A 22,044-nucleotide genomic window follows, 5' to 3' on the forward strand; every position below is an offset into this window, starting at 1 on the left:
TGGAGCCTCAATGTATATAAATATTCATAAAATGTAAAAAACGGCTAATTATTATTACTTTTTTTTTGCCAAAAAATGATCACAATGCAGTTACCCATTAAAGCCAAAATACCCATAACTATAAAAGAAATAGTCATTGAATATTGTGCACGTAATTGTCCCGCAAAAATGGGAAAGAGTGTCATTCCCAAAGCATAGATAGACTGAAAAACACCTGTTGCTGTCGAAAGTGCCTTCTGTGGCACGTTAGAAATCGCTGCTGCATTAAGAATGGCAAATAATATTCCCGTGCCAACTCCAGGTATAACCTGTAACAAATATATTAAATAGATTTGCCTAGCCAAAGGAATAGCAAAGCAGTAAAGCGCCAGTAAAATATAACTAACTATTAAAATACTTCGGTCACTAAATTTGGCAATATACTTTGAAGACGTTATGCGGGCAAATAAAACAGCCGAACACATATAAATGATCGAGGATAATCCTTCAGCATAAGACGGTGCATTGATTTCTTTAATCACCTGGCTGGTAAAGGACATGGTAGTAGCCATCTGTATTCCTTGTTGAATAAAAGCTAATACGCCACAGATTAGCAAAGTTTTATTTTTAAAGACATTGATTAAGTTGATAAAAGAATTCTTTCCAGAACTATAGCTGAACTGAAAAGTTGGTAACGTTATGGTCATAATGCAGGCTAATATACCGGCTAGTACGCCTAAAATACATAGGCCTTTCATGGCTATTTTTTCATAAAATAAACTTGAAATCACAAAGCCGAGCAGCATTCCTAAATTATTGGCCATTACCAGAATACCCATGTTTTCTACTTTGCTCACATCTGAACGTAGTTTTAAAAAGTAAACCATAAAAGAGAGCCAGGTTGAACTAGCTATTCCTGAAAAGATGTTACCTAATAAAAAACCAATACCGCTAGGAAAAAGTACCCTCATAATTGAAGCCAGGCCAGCTAATAACGTTCCTAACGTAATTAGCAACTTATGGTTTAAATGCCAATCTGCCAGCATTCCCAAAGGAATTCTCAATAGCATTTGCGAGAAGCCATAGGCCCCAACCACAATTCCGATAAAGCTGGAAGCAACATTAATAGCAGCTAGAAATGGTGTTTGGTAAGGTACATAAACATATTGTGCAAACCAAAACAGAATAATAATAATGATAAACTTGATTATCTGATGTTTATTTTTCATATTACTATCCCAGTTTATAAAATTAGTTCTTTTTCAAGCCTGTTCATCTGCTCAGTATCAACTAATTCTGCGAATGCCGGCGCACTAATAATTTTCTTTTTTAGTGAAACAGTAGCGGTATTACTTTCTTCTTGTTTTAAAACTTCTTGCTCACCACTTACTCTCGCATAAATTGCTTCTTCTTTGAAAGTTGCCATGCTATAACCCATTTTAAGCAAATCATTCCAGCTAAAAGTTTTTGCTAAATTAATAGAATTGATTAATAGTGGTATTTTTGAAAATTCTTTTGCTATTTGCTGTAATTCTTTTTCAGATGAAACATTGTCAATATATAACATGTCAGCGCCTGCAATGCAATAAGAACGCAGTTTAGCAATAGTTTCATTAATATCACAAACTGCTCTAGCCGAAGAATGAGCCATAATGATAAAGTCAGGGTCTTTTCGAGCTTCAACTGCAGCATGTATTCTTTTCTCCATTTCGGAAACTGACGCTATTTGTGTCACAGACATTTGACCACAGCTCTTAGGCCAGACACCATCATCAAGGTAAATTCCAGCCGCGTTAATCGCTTCATAGCTACGAGCTGTTCGTGCTATATTTTCCTTTGCACCATGGCCAGTGCCCACATCACATAAAACTGGAATAGAAACATTTTCAATAATTTTGCGGGCCTGATCGAATAATATATAAAAATCAGCAAAACCCATATCAGGTTTACCATATGCGAAATTAGTAGCAGATCCGGTTACATTGATTGCTTTAAAGCCTGCTTTTGCACTTATTTTAGCTGATAAGCCGTCCCCAACTACAGGCATTTTAAGGATTTCCGTTCTGTTATGAACAAGCTTTTTAAACATTAAGCGCATCGTTTTGCCTTTATTCTTCATAATTCTTCTCCTTACTATAAAATTCGTACAACTGTTGTTCTGAGCTTAAAGTATTTGCAATAACAGATTCTACAGGCACTATAAATGTTGGCTTAAATTTTTGGACCTCTTTTAGATCTAAGTCCGTATTGTCCAATTCAATTCCAATTTTTGAGAAAAATTTTTCAGCTTTTAATTGCACCAATTCTTTTCGGGTTAATCTAGCAACAATAATTTGCTTAATCCCCATCTTTAAAAGTAATTCGATTCTGCTTATTAATTCTGCATAACCATATTTTGTTATTCCTTCTAATTTTGGAATAATTTGTAAATCGTAGTCCTTACCCCCTGCTACTGCTGCTTTAACCATATTTATAAAAACCTTTTCCGATATTGTTCCTGCTATTTCAATAGAGGTGGATGGCCACTTTTGATCATTAAGGACTAGGTAACGTGCCCCTGCATTTCCCAATTCCTTTGCGGTAGTCCAGGCACTAAGTTCATTGCCAAAACCGGACTGACCATCTGCAATTAAAGCTGCTCCTGTTTCTATACTAAGCGTATTAAAATATTGCAAATACTCACGCCTGGTAATTAAACCTTCATTATCTTTTCCTAAAGTCATTATGGCTAGTAATCTACCACTGACAAAAAGCGGTTGGTCACTTTCCAAGTTTTTAATTAAGTTAGCAGAGATAGTTACAGGTATTATTCCTTTTAACATTATTTTCTCCAATTATTAAAAAAACTCGCAGAGATTAATTTCTGAATGTATACTGTGCCATCCTGAAAAGTCAACTGCGAGTTCTATAAATTACATTTTGCTAAAACACTATACTTTATTTATTTTTTTCTTTGGCTGAGTCTAAAGCTTGCTTAACAGCTTCTTTCATAGCTCTGCTGGATGAAGATGCACCAGAAATTGCATCAACATCATAAGTATTTTTCTCTACCATGATTTTTGGTAAAGCTTTAACCGCTCTTTTACCGTAGTCTTCACTTTCGCTTTCTTGTAAAACTTCAATGTTTTTAAGGTTTTGATTGTCATCTACTGTAACGCGCACTACTATATCATTACCCATACCGGCAGAACTTACGCCAAGATATTGGTTCTTACCAAGCTCAAAAGTGTATTTTTTCTTTAAATCACTTGCCAAATCAGGATCTTCCTTGGCAGAAGCACCTGTAGCAACATCATTACCATTACCAAACAGATCATCTTTATCGTGCTTAGCCTTAGCCGCATTTTCACCGGCGACTTTACCGAATATCAAGCAGTCAGCCAGGTTTTCTCCGCCTTGATAAATTCTAACAATATTACTACCTAATTCTCCTGCTCCGTATAAATGCGGTATGGCATTGTTAAACGGATCCATGATTTCGGCTTTGCCATTTCTTTTTGGACCACCGTGAGTTTGAGCAACAGATTGGACCATTGGCAAAGCATAAATGGTATCTGATGTATCAAATCTTTCTAAAGTTGCAGCTGCTCTGTGGAAATCTAAGTCATTACCCGATTCTGCATAAGAATTGAAAGTATCAATTGTTGAAGTTAACGTTTCCGGTTTGACATTAATTTTTGCAGCTAATTCAGCAACACTATTTGCGCTAATTAGGAAGTTATTTAGCGCACGCTGATAAGGAACATGATCAATTTGGGCTAGCCTTTCATATTGCTTTTGGTCAAAGACAACGTATGGCTTGATCGGGGCCTGAGGTGTACGCCATTGACCGTGATTGTAAAACCAGCCTTCAATACTGAAAATATCTTCACGACAATATCTTGTACCATCATCACCAACTGCAAAGATGCTGCCAGTGTACATTTCTTTGGCATCAATATCTGCTGGTTGAAAAACACTGCGTTCTCCTTCTTTGACAGGCAAAGTCAGGTCTCCCACAATGCCGGCAGAGTTATAAGTCGTCATATGCCATAATCTGGCACCAGCTTCAAGCGCAAGATCAATACCATCACCAGTATTATAGAGCGTACCAACAGGAGCTAAATGGTGTTCACCAATAAAGTCTTGAATCTTAATTTTACTGTTTGAAAAACCACCAGTTGACAAAACCACACCATTGCGGGCACCTATATTTCTGATCTTGCCTTTTCTTTTAATCTGAACACCAACTACAGTTTTATCAGGAGTTTGAAGAATATGTACTGCTGGTGAATCGTACCAAACATCAATATTATCAATCCTATCTAAAACCCTTTCCCTTAGTACAGTCCATAAAGCAGAATCAAACATACCATTATGAACAGTCATTAGCTCTGAAGCAGAAGAATCAGGAAATTCCGGGTGTGTGGCAGTAGTTTGGTTATCTGCTGTATGAGACAAAGGGTTGTCATCTGGATGCTCACCAAATACAAAAGGTTCAACTTCCAAGTATTTAGAAAAGTAATCTTTCATGTTTGCCAAACCGTTAATGACAGTATCTTCTACGTCTTCATCAATGTGAAAACCTTGTGCAAGGGCTTTATAATAGGTTCTGAATTTTTGTGGGTCAGGTGTATAACCAACATTTTGACCTGAATACCTAGTATTGCCTCCCTCATGGCCTTCAGGTGCTTTGTCAACAAGAAGTACTTTAGCCCCATTATCAGCAGCAAACCTTGCTGCGCTGGCGCCTGCGCCACCGAATCCTAAAACTACTACGTCATAGACTTTATCCCATTTAATGGACTTATCAATAATCATATATATTAAAAACCTCACTATTTTTTATAAAAAGGCAATTTAGGCGAAAACTAACTTAATAAAATCAAATTAAACAAGTGTGCTCTGTTATTAATTAAGTGTACAAGTAATATAAGCATGCCTTTTAATTCATTTAAATTTATCTTTAATCTAACTCTAGTTATTTTGGTATGGTGCAAATAACTCATCTTCCATATATTTATGAGCTTTTAACGCCATTTCAAATGGATTATGCTTCTTAGGGTCTTGCTCAGCCTCAACCATAATCCAACCAGTATACTTATGGTCTGCTAAAGTTTTAAATACCGGCCTAAAGTCAATGCTGCCATCACCAGGAATGGTAAACATGTCATTCATGAAAGAATCTTGGAAGGACAAACCTTTCTTTCTTGAATCATCTTCTTTATTTTTACGGACATCTTTAAAGTGAACATGAACAACGCGATCGACAAATTCATTAAGCATAGGCATGACATCACCTTCTGAAACATAGGCATGACCAGTGTCAAAAACAAGTCCAACTTTGTCAGGATCGGTGTTATCCATTAGTCTCTTCGTTTCAGCCAAAGTTTGGATACCAGTACCTAAATGGTGGTGGTATGCAACTTTAACATCATACTTTTTAGCAATTTCACCATACTTATTCAAACCAGCGCACACTTTTTCCCATTCTTCATCCGTAAAATACGGCTTGTCTTTAAAAATGTTCTTACTTGTTTGTTGAATGGAATAAGTTTGCTCTGAAACAGTTGCAATATGTGCACCAAGAGCCTGCAGTTTTTTACAATGTTCTTCAAAGTCCGCTGTTGCTTTTTCAAGTCCGTCTCTAATAATAAAGCTACTAAACCATTGACCAGCAATTTCAATGTGGCGTAATTTACGCTCATAATTAATTTCATCTGGTCCTGGGAAAAATCCTCCCATCTCTACTCCTTTAAAGCCAGCCAAAGCGGCATCACTTAAAAGTTGGGGAAAAGTATTTTCTGCACCAATTGATGGAATATCATCATTACGCCAGCCAATAGGACAAATGCCTAACTTTATATTTTTATTTACATCATATTCAGACATAATTTTTCTCCTTCATATTTCTTTATTAATCACAATTTCCTATTTGTCGTATCTGTTATGGAAGAACTTCTCTATACTATCTAAAGAGGCCCCTTTTGTTTCAGGTACTCTGACTTTGACAAACCATGCACCAAGCAAACAAAATGCAGCAAAAATGTAGAATGATGAAATGCCCAAAACTGATAGAATAACTGGGAATAAAAGCCCTACTACGAAGTTAGCCATCCATAAAACGAAGATGGTAATTCCGGTTCCTAATCCGCGATAACGGGCTGGGAAGATTTCAGAGTTAAGTAACCAAGTTACAGGACCCAAAGTACCTTGGTCAATAACTATATAAACTAGCAAAATTAGCAAAACAGCATACGGAGCCCAAGAGGTATGGAGCGCAAAACTGCCAATCAGCGCTACAACTATCAAGGCAAGGGCACAGAAAATATAACCAATTAACAATAATGGCTTTCTACCCAGCCTATCAACTGTATACATACCAACTATGGCACCAATGACTGAAAATACGCCATTAGCAATATTCATATATAATGACGTATTACTACCAAATCCTGCAGAGGTCAGAATTTTTGTGCCGTAGTACATTACAGAGTTAATACCGGCGAATTGTTGAAAAATTCCCAATAAGGAACCAGTAATAACAATTTGAAAAATCCACGGTTTTTTAAAATCCTTAAACGATGCTTTTTCAGCATTTTCCCGCTCTAGTTCAGCAGCATTTTCTTTTAGTTCATCAATCTCTGCCTCAGCTTGAGCCTTGGTTCTAACACGATACAAAGCCTGTAGCGCTTTGCCAAACATTCCCTTATTGGCATACCATTGCGGACTTTCAGGCACTAAGTACATCCCAAACCAAAGTAAAATACCTGGAATTGCTGTAATTCCCAACATCAATCTCCAAACACCTGCATTGTGGACACCGATCGTATTGCCTAAAATGGCATTAATAAGAAATGATAAGCCTTGACCACCAACAATTAGTAACTGATTCATGCTGACAAATTTACCACGCTCTTTTGCCGGTGAAATTTCCGCTAGATAAACAGGAACCAAAGCAGAAGTTGCACCAACTGCCAACCCCATGATTATTCTTAGTATTATTAAGACACCAGTATTAGGTGCGAAACCACAGCCTAACCCTGTAAGCGTGAATAAAACACCTAGCCAGATCATTAATTTCTTGCGGCCCATTTTGTCGCTCAATGGGCTACCAAAAACGGCACCAAACGCAGCACCGAAAGTAAGACCACTGGAAACGACTCCTTGCTCAAAAGATGACAAGTTTAATTGGCTTGGTTTAGCTAAAAAATCTAAGGAACCATTTACAACTCCTGTATCAAAGCCAAAACACAAGGCACCCATACATGCAATCCATGCAACTAAAACTAAATAACCATGGTGATTATTTTCATAACTATCTTCTTGCATTTACAATCTCCATTTTTTATCTAATATGCTTTAACAACTAAAGCACACTAAAACCTTAATATGACTATTTCTTATTACGAGCAAATAATAAAAATCTAAGAAATATAGAAAAATTCTTCTATTTTCAGTGATTGCAATCACTGGAACCTACTGTAAAGTTCGTTATTTCTTTTGCAAACGCTTTTATTTATTAATAAACATATTTTATAAAAATCATATTTTTAAAAGTACATATAAATGCTTCTATTTATTATTTATTTTTAGTATTAATAAATAAAATATATATAAAATATTTTTAAAAAAGTAGATTTTACACTGCTAAAAAAGCAATTTTAAATTAGAAGGATGTATTTTCATGCTTAAAAAATGTACTTTTAATCTTTTTATTAAGTAAAAAAAGTATTTTTTGATCAAGTTTGCTCTTTCATTAACAAATATTTTAAAAACATATAAGCTTCTTTTATCTCTTATGTGTTGCGGTTTTCATTATATTTATTTTTCTTTTAAAAAATGAATACCCTTGAAATAGCCTGTAAAAAATGATAAAAATTACTCACGAGCCTATTTTTGGTTATTGCATCACTTATAACTTGATTTTTTAAAATTAGGAATATGGTGATTCAATGAACAATGAACAAGATACATCTCCCAATCAAGCAGATGTATACATAAATAAAGATAAGCAAAAAAGATTACAACGTTATGGTTGGATAATTACTTTAGGTGGCTTGCTATTTGGTATAGATACTGGAGCCACAAATGGGTCTCTCTCTTTCATGAGTAAACCTGATCAGCTTAATTTAAACGCTTCAGATGAAGGTTTGGTTACCAGTGGTATCACTCTAGGCGCTGCTTTTGGTGCAGTCATTGGAGGCAAACTTTCAGATCATTTTGGCAGAAAACGTGTATTAATGTATTCTGCCTGGGTCTTTATTCTGGGTACCTTAGGTTGTACTTTTGCCCCTAATGCTCTAGTAATGATTTTATGTCGTTTTATATTAGGCTTGGCAGTTGGTGCAGAGTCCGTTATTAGTCCTGTTTTTCTAGCTGAATTGTCTACACCAGAAATAAGAGGCAAATTTGTCAATCATCATGAATTGATGATAGTAAGTGGACAATTACTATCTTATGTAATCAATGCATTATTCGGAGTAATGCTGGGAAGTTATCGCGGCATTTGGAGATACATGCTAGCTGTGGGTCTCATACCCGAAATTCTGCTTTTATTTGGTATACATAAAGTACCTGAATCGCCAAGGTGGTTAGTAACTAAGCACCAAAACGATCAGGCACTTTCAGTCTTAGAGAAAATTCGTAACAGTAAAGAAGATGCTAAAGCCGAAATCGTCAGAATTAAGCAATCTTTAGCTTTGAGCAGCAAACAGAAAAAGGCAACCTTTAAGGATTTAAAAATTCCTTGGATTCGTCGTCTAATATTGATTGGTATCGGATTGGGGGTAATGCAACAGGCTATTGGTATAAACATAATTATGTTTTATGGCACAACTGTTTTAAGCAATGCCGGGTTTAGCCATTCTGCTGCTTTAATTGCAAATATTAGCAATGGTATCATTTCAACTCTTGCAACCATTGCCAGCATTCATTTAATGGGCAAAATAGATAGACGGAAAATGGTAATAACTGCTATTTGTGGAACTACTATAACGATGTTGGCAATCAGCATACTTTCGATTTTATTAATTAAAAGTCCGATTTTCCCCTATGTTATGCTTTTACTGATGGCTATTTTTCTAATGTTTTTCCAAGGAGGAGTTTCACCCATTGTTTGGGTACTTCTGTCAGAAATTTTTCCTCAAAGCATTCGCGGAATGGCTATGGGAATTGCGACTTTCTTCTTATGGCTGTCAAATTTTTTAGTAGGTTATATATTCCCAATATTATTGACTAATATTGGCTTTAGTAATACCTTTATTGTATTTACTGTACTAAACATCTTTTCGCTATTTTATGCGATTAAATTTATTCCTGAAACAAGAGGAAAATCTCTTGAAGAGCTTCAATCTTGTTTTCAGAATCGTCATGTAAATCAAAGTTCAGATAAATAAGAGGGAACAAAATGAATAAATACTCGGATTTTATTCCCCAAAATGAGTGTGGCGTTACTATTGAAAAGGGAATTTATTTTAATAATCCCAGCGATTTAGCACATGAAATATTCTTTTACCCTATGTTTGGGGCAGAATATCTAGTGACTTACCCCTATAAAGTAAAAAGAGATTTTATGGATTCTTTTTTAATAATATATATCAAAAAAGGAGAAATGGAATTTTTTTTCGTAACCAGGTGTTTATTGCGAAACAGCAAATAGTTTTGTTAGATTGTAAAGAATTCAATTATTATAAGGCTGTAACGGACAGTGATTTTTATTTTCTACACTTTAACAGTCCTTTTATGCAAAAGATTTTCAATGAAGTTATTGAAAACACTCTTCCGGTCTTTACACCCTACAAAAATACTGAAAACTTATTTAGTCGCATTTTTCGGCTAATTTCCACAAACTCTGATGGTACAAATGATCCCTTTTTATCTAATCTAACCTACAGTTTAGTTTGTGACCTATTTGCTACTCAAGAGCACGAACTTACTAACCATTCCAGTGAATTTCATTCTGCTCCTAATTATATTAAAATTGCTATTAAATATATGGATCAGAATTACTATAAGAAAATTACTGTTAATGACATTGCTTTAAAGTGCTCAATGAGTCCCTCGCAATTAGCACGTGACTTTAAAAAATATACTGGTTTGAGTATTCATAGTTATTTACTAAAAATACGTGTAAAGCAGGCTGAAAGTTTACTTGTGAAAGATACAACTATTCCTCTAGAAAAAATAGCTATATCTTGTGGCTTTACAGATGCATCCCATTTATATAAGAAAATAAGGGAAGCAACAGGAATGTCACCTGGGCAGTTCAGAAAAAAGTATTACTAATTTTTAACTTAAACATCAAAAAATAAGCACTCCACTATTAATTTTGTGAAGTGCTTTGTTAGCTTATATTATATTTTAAAAATTACTTGCCACCTTCGGCTCTTGACTTGTAGGCACCCTCTGCAGTATTGATAACCAGTTCTTCACCTTCCTTAATGAAGTCTGGGACTTGAACTACCAAACCTGTTTCCATAGTAGCTGGTTTGCCAGAACCGGTAACAGTAGCGCCTTTAATGCCCGGTTCAGTATGAGCTACTTTCATTGTGACAGTTGATGGTAATTCCACACCAAGCAGCTTGCTGTCATTAGCAAATTCCAATTGAACCTCAATATTAGGCATCAGGTAAAGTTTATCATCACCTAGTTGTTCCGCTGAAACTTCATATTGTTCATAAGTTTCAGTATCCATGAAAGTATAAATATCACCTTCATTATAAAGATACTGCGCACTTTTTTTGGTGATTTCGACTAAATCTACTTTCTCGGTTGGACGCATAGTTTTATGAACCACAGCACCACTTTCAACATTACGCAAATCCATTTGCATAACAGTGTTGCCTTTTCCTGGTTTATGGTGATTAGCCTTTAAAACACGAATTAGTTTACCATCTTGACTAAAGACCATACCTTTTTTTAAGTTAATTGCTTGTACCATTTTTTACTCCTCTAAATCTTTTTCTGAATTAATTACTGATTTCAAGAAAACCACGCTGGAGGTAAAGCAAATTTTTTAATTAATAGTAAATAAATCTCATTCATAATGATTAGTATAACAAAATTTGGACTTTATCAACACCACTAAATCAATGATTTATGATTTTAATATAAACCAAAAATATTTACTTGTAATGAAATTACATATTAACTTGTGTACCTACTTTGTGCCTTGCGGCTTTATCATAAATAGACTTCGTTGCCATCAGGTCTTGAGCTGCAATGCCAACAGTTTCAAAGAAAATTATTTCGTCATCGTTTTCACGCCCAATTAAGTCGCCACTGACTACTTGACCGATTTCGCCAGTAAAACTAGTATTTGCAACCATGCCCTTATTTAAAGGGATAATTATGTCACCAGATTCTGCTAAAACAGCATCTTTAGAATCAAAGTAAATTTTATTTGCTTTAGCGACTAGCTCGGCCGGGGTCTCTTCCATTTGTGGCTGGTAAGCACCAACACCACAGATTGTTGCGCCTTTTTTAATAAACTGAGCATCATAAACTGGTTTAGCTGAAGGCGTAACAGTAATAATCACATCTGCATTCTTCACGGCTTCATTTCCTGTCTTAACTGCAGTGATTTTGGTATGGTATTGCGCTAATTGTTCTTGCATTTTTCCAGCAAACTTTTGGGCTCGGTCAAAATCAAGGTCACTGACTGCAACTTCATCCAGGTCACGTACGATCAGCATTGCTTCAAGCTGTGTAGCAGCTTGACCTCCCGTACCAATTAATGCACCTTTTCTGCATTTCTTTTTTGCCAAATATTTCAGCGCCACGCCAGAAGCAGAACCTGTGCGCAATTGGGTAACATAATTACCATCCAAAATAGCATTAACTACTCCAGTTTTGGTATCAATATTTAACACCTGAGCATTAATTGAAGGCAAGCCTTGATTAATATTTTCAGGAAACATGTTCAACACTTTCACACATGCCGCATCATACTCTTCACAAAAACCGGCATACACAAGAAGGTATCTTTACCATTTTGCTTAAGAATCTGAGTTCTTAACGGCACGTCTACTTTACCGGCAGAAAAATATTTAAAAGCATCGGCCACTGCAGCAATGCAGTCTTTTAAGGAATAACATTTTTCAATATCACTTCTGTTTAACAGTAACATTTGTTCCTCCTGTATTTACTCTTAACTTCACACTTTCAAAGCCTATTATAAGTTACTCTTTTAAAAGGTACACATTAGATTTGTTTAAGATAAATCTGATCGATAACATGACCTGCAGTTTTATGCAAAATTAAATTGGCGCGTTGCTTGGTTGGAGCAATATATTCACGCAAGTTGACCAAGTTCACCATTTGCCAAGTTTCCTCTGCAAACTTTAAGGCTTCATCCCTAGGGCCATTAGCCATCTCATAATAAAAATTATGCGGATTATTCTTATTTAGTTCCATTACCCTGACAAAACGCTGCATAAACCACTTTTCAATCAGGTCCTCAGGAGCATCAATATAAATTGAAAAATCAAAAAAGTCACTCGTCACAATTTGGCCATTGGTTGGCAGCTGCAACGTATTAATGCCCTCAATAATTAAAATATCGGGTTCACACACATGACCATATTCCCCAGGCACAATATCACTCAATTCTTGAGAATAAAGGGGATAAACAATATCTTTTTTGCCACTCAATACATCTTGCAGAAAGTCGGTAAGTAATTTCATATTATAACTTTCAGGAAAGCCCTTACGGTCAGTCAGATTACGTCTTTCCAATTCCTGATTAGAATAAATAAAACCGTCTGTGGTCATCAGGTGTACTTTCAAATCAGGATATGTCCGGCTAAGCAATAATTGTAAAAGTCTGGCTGTGGTAGATTTACCCACTGCTACTGAACCGGAAATACCAATAATAAAAGGCGCGCTGGCAACTTTCTGCTGCAAAAACTCGCTTTGCTTTTGTTGCAATGACCGTTTCCCTTGATAAACTAAATAAAGATACTTAATTAAACTGCTGTAAACTTCTTGAACATCAGTTAAATTAATAATATCTCCTAAAGATTTTATCTTTGCCAGTTCTTCTTTAGTAATCTTAACTGATTCAGTGGCAGAAAAAGACTGCCATTTTTCTCTGTTAAATTGTAAATAATTTTTCATCCTAATGTCCTTAAATTTTATGTTCATTAATATAGTAGAATAAAAGTATAAAGTTTCCTAATTAATTCTTCTAATCAAAAAGAAAGGCAAAACTATGAAAAAGATAATTCTATTTGGCGATTCTATATTTAATGGCTACCATGCTGGCCGTGATACTAATGTCATAACTGCTGGCGTGCAAAAAGAATTAGGTGCAAATGCGCAAATTATAAACTTATCTTTAAGCGGTGCCACTACTGCTGAAGGCAAGAAACGCTTAAATTTAATTCCGCAAGATGCAAACATAGTAGTGCTTGAATATGGTACAAACGACATGTCAAGTGCTTGGGGGATTAGCAGCACTAATTATGCTAAGAACCTGAATTACATGGTTGAAAATATCGGTGCTGCTAGAATGATTATTGCAGGTCCCTCTTATGAAGACCCTAAAAACAAGGACATCATGCAATACTATAATCTTGAAGATATGAAAGCATACAATCAAATTGCCGCAGATTGTGCTCGCAAGTATAATATTCCCTTTATTAACCTGATCGCCAATTTTTGCCAGTTAGAAAATTTATCTTCATATTATCAAGAAGATGGGCAGCATCTCACTTCTGCCGGAAACAAAATTTTAATTGATCTGGTAGTGACGGCAATTAAAGAAAAACTTGCACAAATATAGTGCAAGTTATCATTTTTATAAATCTTTATACATCATAACATGCTTAATGTCAGCCTCTACAAATGGCTCGCCTTCAGTGTGATAGCCTAAAAAATCATAAAAGGGTTTTGCTTGCCATTGTGCATGACAATAAAGCCGATCAGCACCGTGATCACGCAGGTATTCATGAACCTGTGTCATCATTTTGGTTCCTAATTTTTGCCCACGCGTTGCTGCAGCTACTGCTACTCTACCTAGCATCCACTTACCATTTTCATGAAAAATACGACAAACGGCCAATGCATTTGTTTTTTCAGCATTGAGCAAATAAACCTGAATTGAGTCCAAATCTTGATCGTCAAGCTCTGGTACTGTTATTTCTTGTTCGGTTACAAACGTATCTATTCGTAAACGAGCTACACAAAACATTTCGCGTCCTGTCATTTGCGCAATCCGCTTGAAGGTGAATTTCTCACTGTCAGTCATCAAAAATTCCTACTTTTCTATATAAGTTTTCGGGTCTACTTCAAGAAGTGGACTCTTTTCGTTAGTATAAACAATATCAAGCTTGTACATCGCCCGCGAAGTTATTGTATACACAAGTTGCGTTTCATCAATGCGATGATAATTTTCTTTTGAGGCAGCCCACATAATGACGGCATCAAACTCCAAGCCCTTAGCTAAATAAGATGGAATGACCAACGTGCCATCAACTAGTCGCTGATTGGCAGTGGCAATTAACGTTGCTTTCACTTTGTCTTCTTTGAGCTTTTCTGCCACAATTTTGGCACTAGCCAAGTCCTTGGTAATAATTGCGGTTGTCATGTTAGCTTGACTATTTTCATTTAATATTTGTTCCAGTACATTGATTGCAGCAGCATCATCAGAACGTGGCCAAAGAGCTGGCTTTGGCCCTTGACGGTTAAATGACTCAATTTTTTCACCTTGTCGCAGGATTTGTTTGGTAAATTCAGTCAACTGCTTAGTTGAACGATACGATTTGGTTAATTGGACGACATCAGTTTTTTCAGGATCAAATAAACCACTGATCTGCTTAAGCAGACTTCTACTTTCATCTTTGGTAAAAATAGCCTGGTTTAAATCACCCAACATCGTAAATTTAGCGCGAGGAAAATTATATTTCAGATAGCACAGCTGAAACGGCGTATAATCCTGAATCTCATCAATAAAAGCATAACGCATTTCATAATCTACATGACGGCCTGTGATCAGATCATAAAGATACAAGTAGGCTGAAACATCATTCATATGAATATAATGCTTCATAAAACATTGCTTAACTTCTTCGATGTGTTTTTGCCAATCTGCTTCTTCAATTTGCCATTTACTTAGATCAGTCATTTTAGGAACAGCACGTAAAAAGCTTAAATATTGTGCACGCATATTAATAAAATTATTCCGCCTAATTTGCTGGAAAACCTTATCAAGTGCCTTAACGACAATTTTACGGCTGAGGAACTTTTCCTCTTTTTCCTCTGATTCAAATTCTTGGTCTGGACGATCATATAAAGCATTTAGCTGCTCTTGACTAAGATTTTGGATGGCGTCTGACACCCAGGCCTTTTTTGTTTCGCTGTTAATCTTGCGATTGAGTGATTTTATTAATCCTTCTCGCGTAGCATCAATTCTATTGCTCAAATTATAATTGGAATTAAATGAATAATAGAGTTCACTAATTTTTTCTTTAGTAAAAAATGGTTTCTTTTTATTGCGGAAGTAAATATTTTTAAAAATTACACCATGATTGTTGAGGTGTTTAGCATAATGATGCAGTAAATTAAAGAAATTTGTAGAATCTTTAAATTGACTAATTGCGGAATCAGCCTGGCTATCTTCAAATTGATCAAACAAATTTTCAACGGTCATACCCGGCAGTCTTCTAGCCACAAACTGCCAGTAAGTCATTTGCACCATGTTTTGTTCACCCATCTCGGGCAAAACATTCTTGATATAATCGTTGAACAGTTGATTAGGGCTAAACATGATGACGTCACTACTGGTAAGGTTGCCACGATAGCGATACAGCAGATAGGCAATCCTCTGTAATATTGCAGAAGTTTTACCTGAACCGGCCGCTCCTTGAACAAACAATAAGTCTGCACTGGTGTTCCTAATGATTTTGTTCTGCTCACGCTGAATCGTTGTCACAATTGATTTCATTTGCGTGCCGGATTTTTCACCTAAAACTTCCAGCAGCATCTGATCACCAATAGACTCATTGGTGTCAAACATGTTGATAATCTTACCGTTTTCAATCATAAACTGCCGTTTTTTGGTCATATCAACGGTAATTTCACCTTCAGGCGACATATAAGAAACCTTACCAATCTTACCATCATAATAAATTGATGAAATTGGGGCGCGCCAATCATAAATCAAAAAATGATTATTTTTGTCCGCAAAAGAACCCAGACCAATATAAATAGTTTCTGGTTTTTCATTAGTTTCTTTAAAATCAACTCTGGCAAAATATGGCTTTTGCTCTAATTTTTGAACAGTGCTTAGTTGCTTTGCGGCATGCTGCCAAGCATTTTGACGTTCATCAAGCAACTGCTGTTGCTGGTGAATAGACAACGCAGTCTCCATAGATGTTGAATAGCCGTCATAATCTAATTTTACATCATCAAAAAAGTGTGAATTAAGATCTTGGGCTTCTCCTTCGGCCGACTTAATTGACGAGGACAACTCTGCTTTTTTAGCCCGTATCATTTTTAAAATCTTGTCGAGATGCTTTTGCTCAAATTCTTTATCATCCATCGCTTTTGTCATAAACTCACCTAATTTTCCAAAACTTGCATTCTATTTTACCATGAAATCGGTTTATATTAAAATCTCGGATTTGTTTTTTGCTAAACAGTACAATCTCCAAATTTTTTTGATAATAATTATAATTTATGCGTTAAAATCAGTAAATTATGAAACTTTTTCTATTTTTCCTATATAATGTAAGGTAATGGAGTTGATTAAGGTATGAAAAAATTTGGTCATTTTTTATCAAAATTAGCATGTGCGCTGGTTGTAACTTTTACAATTGAAAGTACAGTTGCTCCGATTGCTGAAAATTCAGTATTCAGTTGGCCTTCTCAGACTGTTTATGCTAAGAAAACTACTAAAAAGGCAAAAAAAGCTAAAAAGAAAACTAAAAAGACCAAGAAAAAGAATACAGCTGCTATAGCTTCTTCTTGGCACTGGAAAAAGCCTAAAGCCACTGTTTACATTGATCTTAATGATAATGAAGAATTAATTTCAGCCACTAAAGATGCAATTGATGCATGGAATGATACCAAAGCCTTTACTTTTACTGAAACCAAAAGCAAGAAAAAAGCTAATATCGTAATTGAGCAGGTTTACAGCCCAAATACTAATTATGCGGGTTATACTACTTTTCATTATTATGTGAAAACCGGAATGATGTATTCCGCAGTTACCAGGTTAAATATTTATTATTTACAGAATTTTTCACCATATAGTTATACTTACCAACGTATTTTAAATACTGTAGAACATGAATTGGGACATGCAATCGGACTAAAACATAATAATGGAGTGTCTGTAATGTATCCTACCGGTTCTTTGTATCCAATTGAGCCTGTTGACGTTGAAAATGTTCAAAAGTTATACAAAGAATAAAAAATTAGATTTGTGAGGAGTAAAATGAAAAGAATATATATAGTACGTCACGGTGAAACCTTTATTAACCGCTATAATAAAATGCAAGGCTGGTGTGATACGCCACTAACAGAAAAAGGAATAGCAGGTGCTGACCAAGTTGGTGAAGCTTTAAAAGATGTGCCTTTTGACATTGCATTATCAAGTGATATGAAAAGAGCCAGCGACACTTGTGATATCATCATTAAACACAATGTTAACCGTGATGAAATTCAACATATCGCAACTCCTTTTTTCCGTGAACATTTTTACGGCTATTTTGAGGGTATGGATTCAGATGCTGCTTGGCAAATGATCAGTGGTCCTCACGGTTATAAAAGCCATGCTGAAATGCTCAAAAATGAATCATTAGACACGGTGAAAGACTGGATTAAAGAAGCCGACCCTTTTCATGATGCAGAGAATGCAAAAGAGTATTGGCACAGAATAAATAAGGGATTTAAATTAATCAGTCAATTAGATGGGGCTGAAAATATTTTGCTCGTAACTCACGGTTTTACCATTCATAGTATTGCCGATCGTTACAGCGATTTTGATATTAAAGAACGACCTCGTAACGCTTCAATTACAGTGATGAATATGACGGAGCAAGAGAAGAAAATTGTTTCTTATGACAAATTAAAGCTTTGATGCCCTCAATTAACAGGAGAATATTTTATGCAATCAAAAAATGATATCTCTGACGTTGCTGACAACTTAAATAACTGGAATGATCGCGCTGATGTACATGCAAATGGTGGTTATGGCGATCTTACTCAGTTTGCTAAAGACCAAAATGCTATAACTACAACTGTTAAACGTGATTTAGACGTACTCAGACCATTTTTGACTCATAATTCAGTTGAAAATAAGCGACTACTTCATTTGCAATGCCATATTGGAGATGATACGCTCAGTTGGGCGCGCTTAGGAGCTAAAGACGTTTACGGCCTGGACTTTTCACCTGCTGCCTTAAAGTATGCACGCAAATTGTCCCAAGAGGCTAATACTTCAATTACCTACGTTGAAGGCGACGCCCGCTATGCCACAAAAGCTATGCCGGAAAAATTAGGACAATTCGACATAATTGTGACTAGCGCAGGTACAATTACTTGGCTGCCAGAATTAAAATCATGGGCAAAATCTATTGGTCAACTCCTGGCTCCTGGTGGAATATTCATGATTCGTGACAATCACCCTTTGTTATTTGCACTTGATAATGCCGGGTTAGAAATTAAGCTGGGTTACTTTAGCGGCACTGAGATTACTTATCAATCAGATGCTTCATATACACCAAATTCTAATGGGAAAATAAAGCATCAGACAAACCATAATTGGGCTCATGATTTTGCAGAAATTATTAATTCATTAATTGCTGCTGGTTTAACCATTAAAAACGTAGGAGAGCATAAAATTAGTGATTGGAAGTCTTTGCCATCACTAATCTATGATAAAAGCCTAGAAGGTTGGGTACTTCCAGCTGATTCACCACAGATTCCATTGACTTTTTCAGTAGTTGCACAAAAATTGTAAAATCAGTATTAATACAATCAAAAAGGTTAGCTTTCTAGCAAAGCTAACCTTTTTATTACCTAAAAATAAGTCTTATTCAATTTTAAAAGTTTTACCCACTTTACCATTAATTAATTCTTCTACAGCAATTGGTTTTTCAGGATTATGATCTTTATCTACAGTGATTTTTCCAGTTACGCCAGTAAAATCTTTAATTTGTTCCAGACCCTTCGTGATTTTTGCAGAATCATCAGATTTTTCATTTTCAATTGCTTCTTTAATCATATATACCGCATCATAAGCTAAAGCAGAAAAAGTTGGTGCTTCTTCATGGTAGCGGTTTTTGAAATCACGCATAAATTTAGAAGCAGTTGGATCCTTGGCAGCTACCTGTGTTGAAAATGGCGTAGTATAGTAGATTTTACTTGCATTTTTAGCACCAGCAATCTGTACCAGCTTCGGATCAGCCATGCCATCACTACCGACAATTGGTGCCTTAATTCCAATTTGACGCGCTTGCTTAATTATTAAGCCAACTTCAGTGTAGTAGCCGGGAACGTAGATAGCATCGACTTTCTTAGCTTTAAACGAAGTTAATACAGCGTTAAAATCTTTGTCACCCTCTGAAAATGTTTGACTATCAACTATCTTGCCTTTATAAGTTTTCTTAAATGCTTTAGCAAGACCGTTACCATAGTCACTTGAATTGTCAGTATAGACAGCCACTCTCTTTGCCTTAATGTTATTCATTACGAACTTGGCTGCACTACCACCTTGAAAATTATTTTGGTAACATGCCCTAAAAACAAATGGCTGAACTTTACCATTCTTTTGTAAAGTGTAATTTGGATCTGTCGCTGAAGGGCTGACACTTGGTACCTTAGCTTTAGTAATATTAGGAATTTCAGCTGTGCCGGCATTAGTAGTTGCTGGTCCTACAATTGCTGCTACCTTTTCTTTTGTAGCTAATTGGGCGGCAACTGAAGCAGAAGTAGAAATAGCAGTTTTATTATCACGCATGATCAGTTTGATTTTTTTCTTACGACCATTAACATCAATGCCGCCTTTTTTATTAATTTCACTAACTGCTAATTGAATACCTTGCTTTTGAGCGTTGCCATAACCAGCTGCAGCTCCAGACAACTCCATGTTGACGCCAATTTTGACTGAATCTTTATCTTGCTTAGTTCCATCCCCACTACTGCTTTTAGCAACAGTACAGCCTGCCAGCATAAAAGCTGCCATGCCAGTGATTACAACATTCATTACCTTTTTAATACCGCTAATATTATCCATCATCTTGTTCCTTCTAACTATTCTTTAACTAAAATTGCCAACAAAAAAGCCTCATTCAAATCAATGAATGAGGCTTAAATTATCAATTAGTTAAACCCCAATCATTGGCACGCAAACTAGGGCTTAACTACTTTAAATTACATCACGTAATTCATGTATGTTAAGTCCTGCGCTCCAACAACAAGGCAACTAAATCCTGAGTTTGAAAGATATTCATATTACTTTTTTGTTTAAAATAGTTCGTTTCCATCACAATTACCTCCTCAGAATTTTATGTAAACTCTATAGTTTTCACTATCTGACTTAACAATGAATTAACATCATTGCCATTACAACAACTTGATTACCACTAACCACCAAAATACACTTTCTGTACTTCCGGGTTAGCCAACAATTCTTGACCAGTACCACTTAATTGCACTACTCCTGTCGCCAATACATAACCACGATCGGCAATAGATAGAGCTTGTTTAGCATTTTGTTCTATCAACAAAATAGTTGTACCTTTTTCGTTTAGTTCTTTAATAATTTTAAATATTTCTTGAATATACAGGGGTGACAAACCCATTGAGGGTTCATCAAGCAGCAATAATTTTGGCTTTGCCATTAAGGCACGACCCATGGCCAACATTTGCTGCTCACCACCAGACAGGGTAGCTGCATCTTGATTACGTCTTTTTTGCAAAATTGGAAAGCGTTCAAAAATATCTTTGTAGGTTTTTGAAACTTCATCATGATTCTTTTGCAAAAACGCACCCATCTGCAGATTCTCCATTACGGTCATTCCAGCAAAAATATGCCGACCTTCTGCTACTTGAGAGATACCTGCGCTGACAATTTGCGGAGCACTTTTGTGATCTATTTCTTCACCAAGGTATAAAATTTGTCCACTTTTGGGCTTAAGTAAGCCAGAAATTGTCTTGACAATAGTTGACTTACCAGCTCCATTAGCTCCGATTAGGGTTACGATTTCACCTTGGTTAATTTCAAAACTGACATTCTTAACAGCTTGAATAACACCATAATTTACAGACAGGTCACGAACTTCTAACATTGCCATCTAGTCATCACCCTCTCCTAGATATGCTTCAACAACTTTAGGATTTGCTTTAATTTCTTCAGGAGATCCGGTAGCCAATATCTCGCCTTGATCAAGTACATAAATTCTTTCAGCCAGGTTCATAACTAAAGACATGTCATGCTCAATTAACAAAACTGTGATCTGAAATTCTTTTTGAATATACTTAATAAGATTAGTCAAATCCGCTGTTTCTTCTGGGTTCATACCAGCTGCAGGTTCATCCAGGAAAAGAATCTGCGGGTGAGTAGCCAAAGCACGTACTATTTCCAAGCGTCTTTGTGTTCCGTAGGGCAAGTTCTTAGCCAAGGTTTGTTCATTATCCGTTAAATCAAAGATTGCTAATAGCTTTTGCGCAGCTTCTTTCATTTCCTTTTCCGTTTTATAAAAACTGGGTAAACGAAAAACTGTTGTTAAAAAGTTTTCTTTGTATTCATTTGTCATTGCAGTCAGGACATTATCCATAACAGTTAAGTCTTTAAATAAGCGAATATTTTGAAATGTCCGGGATAAACCTAAGTCTGCAATTTGCACAGCACTTTTATGCGTCAAATCATAATTTTGATCATCAACTTGCAAGTTGATCTTTCCACTAGTAACTTGGACCATTCCAGTTAGCAAGTTGAACAAAGTGGTTTTACCTGCACCATTAGGACCAATCAAGGCAACTAGTTCGTGCTTATCCAGATGAAGTGAGACATCATTAACTGCAGTTAACCCACCGAACTTGCGCACTACGTGGTCAACATCTAATAAGTGTGGCATA

The 22,044-nt window shown here is 35.9% G+C and carries 22 protein-coding genes; 7 read left to right on the forward strand and 15 right to left on the reverse strand.

Annotated elements, in window-relative coordinates; translation table 11 throughout:
• Window positions 1–44 precede the first annotated feature (44 nt).
• The 6 genes from LDM92_RS08050 to LDM92_RS08075 form a co-directional block, all read right to left on the reverse strand.
• The gene (locus LDM92_RS08050) at window positions 45–1,208 is read right to left on the reverse strand and encodes an MFS transporter (RefSeq protein ID WP_223902784.1); all 1,164 of its coding nucleotides are present in this window, start codon (window positions 1,206–1,208) and stop codon (window positions 45–47) included.
• A gap of 14 nt (window positions 1,209–1,222) precedes the next feature.
• Entirely contained in the window at window positions 1,223–2,098 is an 876-nt protein-coding gene (locus LDM92_RS08055) for an isocitrate lyase/PEP mutase family protein (RefSeq protein ID WP_223902785.1), read from the reverse strand.
• Window positions 2,088–2,801, reverse strand: coding sequence for an isocitrate lyase/phosphoenolpyruvate mutase family protein (locus tag LDM92_RS08060; RefSeq protein WP_223902786.1), 714 nt, complete (start codon window positions 2,799–2,801; stop codon window positions 2,088–2,090). The genes LDM92_RS08055 and LDM92_RS08060 overlap by 11 nt, the downstream gene beginning before the upstream one ends.
• A 115-nt stretch (window positions 2,802–2,916) precedes the next feature.
• Window positions 2,917–4,779 carry an FAD-dependent oxidoreductase gene (locus tag LDM92_RS08065; RefSeq protein ID WP_223902787.1) on the reverse strand — a complete coding sequence of 621 codons (1,863 nt, stop codon included), beginning with the start codon at window positions 4,777–4,779 and terminating at the stop codon, window positions 2,917–2,919.
• A gap of 156 nt (window positions 4,780–4,935) precedes the next feature.
• Window positions 4,936–5,850, reverse strand: coding sequence for a myo-inosose-2 dehydratase (iolE, locus tag LDM92_RS08070; protein WP_223902788.1), 915 nt, complete (start codon window positions 5,848–5,850; stop codon window positions 4,936–4,938).
• A 39-nt stretch (window positions 5,851–5,889) separates the two neighbouring features.
• Window positions 5,890–7,290, reverse strand: a complete 1,401-nt coding sequence (locus LDM92_RS08075; protein WP_223902789.1) for a sugar porter family MFS transporter — start codon at window positions 7,288–7,290, stop codon at window positions 5,890–5,892.
• A gap of 623 nt (window positions 7,291–7,913) precedes the next feature.
• On the opposite strand from LDM92_RS08075, the gene LDM92_RS08080 reads away from it, so the two are divergent.
• From LDM92_RS08080 to LDM92_RS08090, 3 genes are all read left to right on the forward strand, one after another.
• Window positions 7,914–9,356 (forward strand): sugar porter family MFS transporter, encoded by a 1,443-nt coding sequence (locus LDM92_RS08080; RefSeq protein ID WP_223902790.1) that lies wholly within the window; start codon window positions 7,914–7,916, stop codon window positions 9,354–9,356.
• Window positions 9,357–9,367: 11 nt separating this feature from the next.
• Window positions 9,368–9,619, forward strand: coding sequence for a hypothetical protein (locus LDM92_RS08085; RefSeq protein ID WP_046331516.1), 252 nt, complete (start codon window positions 9,368–9,370; stop codon window positions 9,617–9,619).
• Window positions 9,620–9,702: 83 nt separating this feature from the next.
• The gene (locus tag LDM92_RS08090) at window positions 9,703–10,245 is read left to right on the forward strand and encodes a helix-turn-helix domain-containing protein (RefSeq protein ID WP_223902791.1); all 543 of its coding nucleotides are present in this window, start codon (window positions 9,703–9,705) and stop codon (window positions 10,243–10,245) included.
• A gap of 82 nt (window positions 10,246–10,327) precedes the next feature.
• Here the strand turns inward: LDM92_RS08090 and efp are convergent, their stop codons facing one another.
• The 4 genes from efp to coaA all read right to left on the reverse strand — a co-directional run bounded on the left by efp (window position 10,328) and on the right by coaA (window position 13,077).
• Window positions 10,328–10,900: an elongation factor P gene (efp, locus tag LDM92_RS08095; protein ID WP_223902792.1), complete on the reverse strand. Its 573-nt coding sequence runs from the start codon at window positions 10,898–10,900 to the stop codon at window positions 10,328–10,330.
• Between the two features lie 199 nt (window positions 10,901–11,099).
• Window positions 11,100–11,894, reverse strand: coding sequence for an ornithine cyclodeaminase family protein (locus LDM92_RS08100; RefSeq protein ID WP_238480662.1), 795 nt, complete (start codon window positions 11,892–11,894; stop codon window positions 11,100–11,102).
• Entirely contained in the window at window positions 11,891–12,088 is a 198-nt protein-coding gene (locus LDM92_RS08105) for a hypothetical protein (RefSeq protein ID WP_223902794.1), read from the reverse strand. The genes LDM92_RS08100 and LDM92_RS08105 overlap by 4 nt, the downstream gene beginning before the upstream one ends.
• Window positions 12,089–12,162: 74 nt before the next feature.
• Complete coding sequence (coaA, locus tag LDM92_RS08110; protein ID WP_045927456.1) at window positions 12,163–13,077, reverse strand: type I pantothenate kinase; 915 nt, start codon at window positions 13,075–13,077, stop codon at window positions 12,163–12,165.
• Window positions 13,078–13,171: 94 nt separating this feature from the next.
• Here coaA and LDM92_RS08115 point away from each other — a divergent pair, with 94 nt between their 5' ends.
• The gene (locus LDM92_RS08115) at window positions 13,172–13,744 is read left to right on the forward strand and encodes an SGNH/GDSL hydrolase family protein (RefSeq protein WP_223902795.1); all 573 of its coding nucleotides are present in this window, start codon (window positions 13,172–13,174) and stop codon (window positions 13,742–13,744) included.
• Window positions 13,745–13,759: 15 nt separating this feature from the next.
• Here the strand turns inward: LDM92_RS08115 and LDM92_RS08120 are convergent, their stop codons facing one another.
• Together LDM92_RS08120 and helD are read right to left on the reverse strand one after the other, a co-directional pair.
• On the reverse strand, window positions 13,760–14,209 hold the full coding sequence (locus LDM92_RS08120; RefSeq protein ID WP_223902796.1) for a GNAT family N-acetyltransferase: 450 nt from the start codon (window positions 14,207–14,209) through the stop codon (window positions 13,760–13,762).
• 9 nt (window positions 14,210–14,218) lie between these two features.
• Window positions 14,219–16,513, reverse strand: a complete 2,295-nt coding sequence (gene helD, locus LDM92_RS08125; protein WP_223902797.1) for an RNA polymerase recycling motor HelD — start codon at window positions 16,511–16,513, stop codon at window positions 14,219–14,221.
• 201 nt (window positions 16,514–16,714) lie between these two features.
• On the opposite strand from helD, the gene LDM92_RS08130 reads away from it, so the two are divergent.
• From LDM92_RS08130 to LDM92_RS08140, 3 genes are read left to right on the forward strand one after another with little or no spacing between them, the layout of a single operon-like run.
• A complete protein-coding gene (locus tag LDM92_RS08130) occupies window positions 16,715–17,374 on the forward strand; it encodes a M57 family metalloprotease (RefSeq protein WP_223902798.1) in 660 nt (219 codons plus the stop codon).
• A 24-nt stretch (window positions 17,375–17,398) separates the two neighbouring features.
• Window positions 17,399–18,043: a histidine phosphatase family protein gene (locus tag LDM92_RS08135; protein ID WP_223902799.1), complete on the forward strand. Its 645-nt coding sequence runs from the start codon at window positions 17,399–17,401 to the stop codon at window positions 18,041–18,043.
• A 27-nt stretch (window positions 18,044–18,070) separates the two neighbouring features.
• Window positions 18,071–18,925, forward strand: a complete 855-nt coding sequence (locus LDM92_RS08140) for a class I SAM-dependent methyltransferase (protein WP_223902800.1) — start codon at window positions 18,071–18,073, stop codon at window positions 18,923–18,925.
• Between the two features lie 72 nt (window positions 18,926–18,997).
• Here LDM92_RS08140 and LDM92_RS08145 read toward each other — a convergent pair whose 3' ends face one another.
• The 3 genes from LDM92_RS08145 to LDM92_RS08155 form a co-directional block, all read right to left on the reverse strand.
• Window positions 18,998–20,200 (reverse strand): ABC transporter substrate-binding protein, encoded by a 1,203-nt coding sequence (locus tag LDM92_RS08145; RefSeq protein ID WP_370448879.1) that lies wholly within the window; start codon window positions 20,198–20,200, stop codon window positions 18,998–19,000.
• A gap of 349 nt (window positions 20,201–20,549) precedes the next feature.
• Window positions 20,550–21,260, reverse strand: coding sequence for an ABC transporter ATP-binding protein (locus LDM92_RS08150; protein WP_223902801.1), 711 nt, complete (start codon window positions 21,258–21,260; stop codon window positions 20,550–20,552).
• A complete protein-coding gene (locus LDM92_RS08155; protein ID WP_046331508.1) occupies window positions 21,261–22,043 on the reverse strand; it encodes an ABC transporter ATP-binding protein in 783 nt (260 codons plus the stop codon).
• Window position 22,044 lies beyond the last annotated feature (1 nt).

The sequence above is a fragment of the Lactobacillus laiwuensis genome (assembly GCF_019972835.1).
Lineage (GTDB): Bacteria > Bacillota > Bacilli > Lactobacillales > Lactobacillaceae > Lactobacillus > Lactobacillus laiwuensis.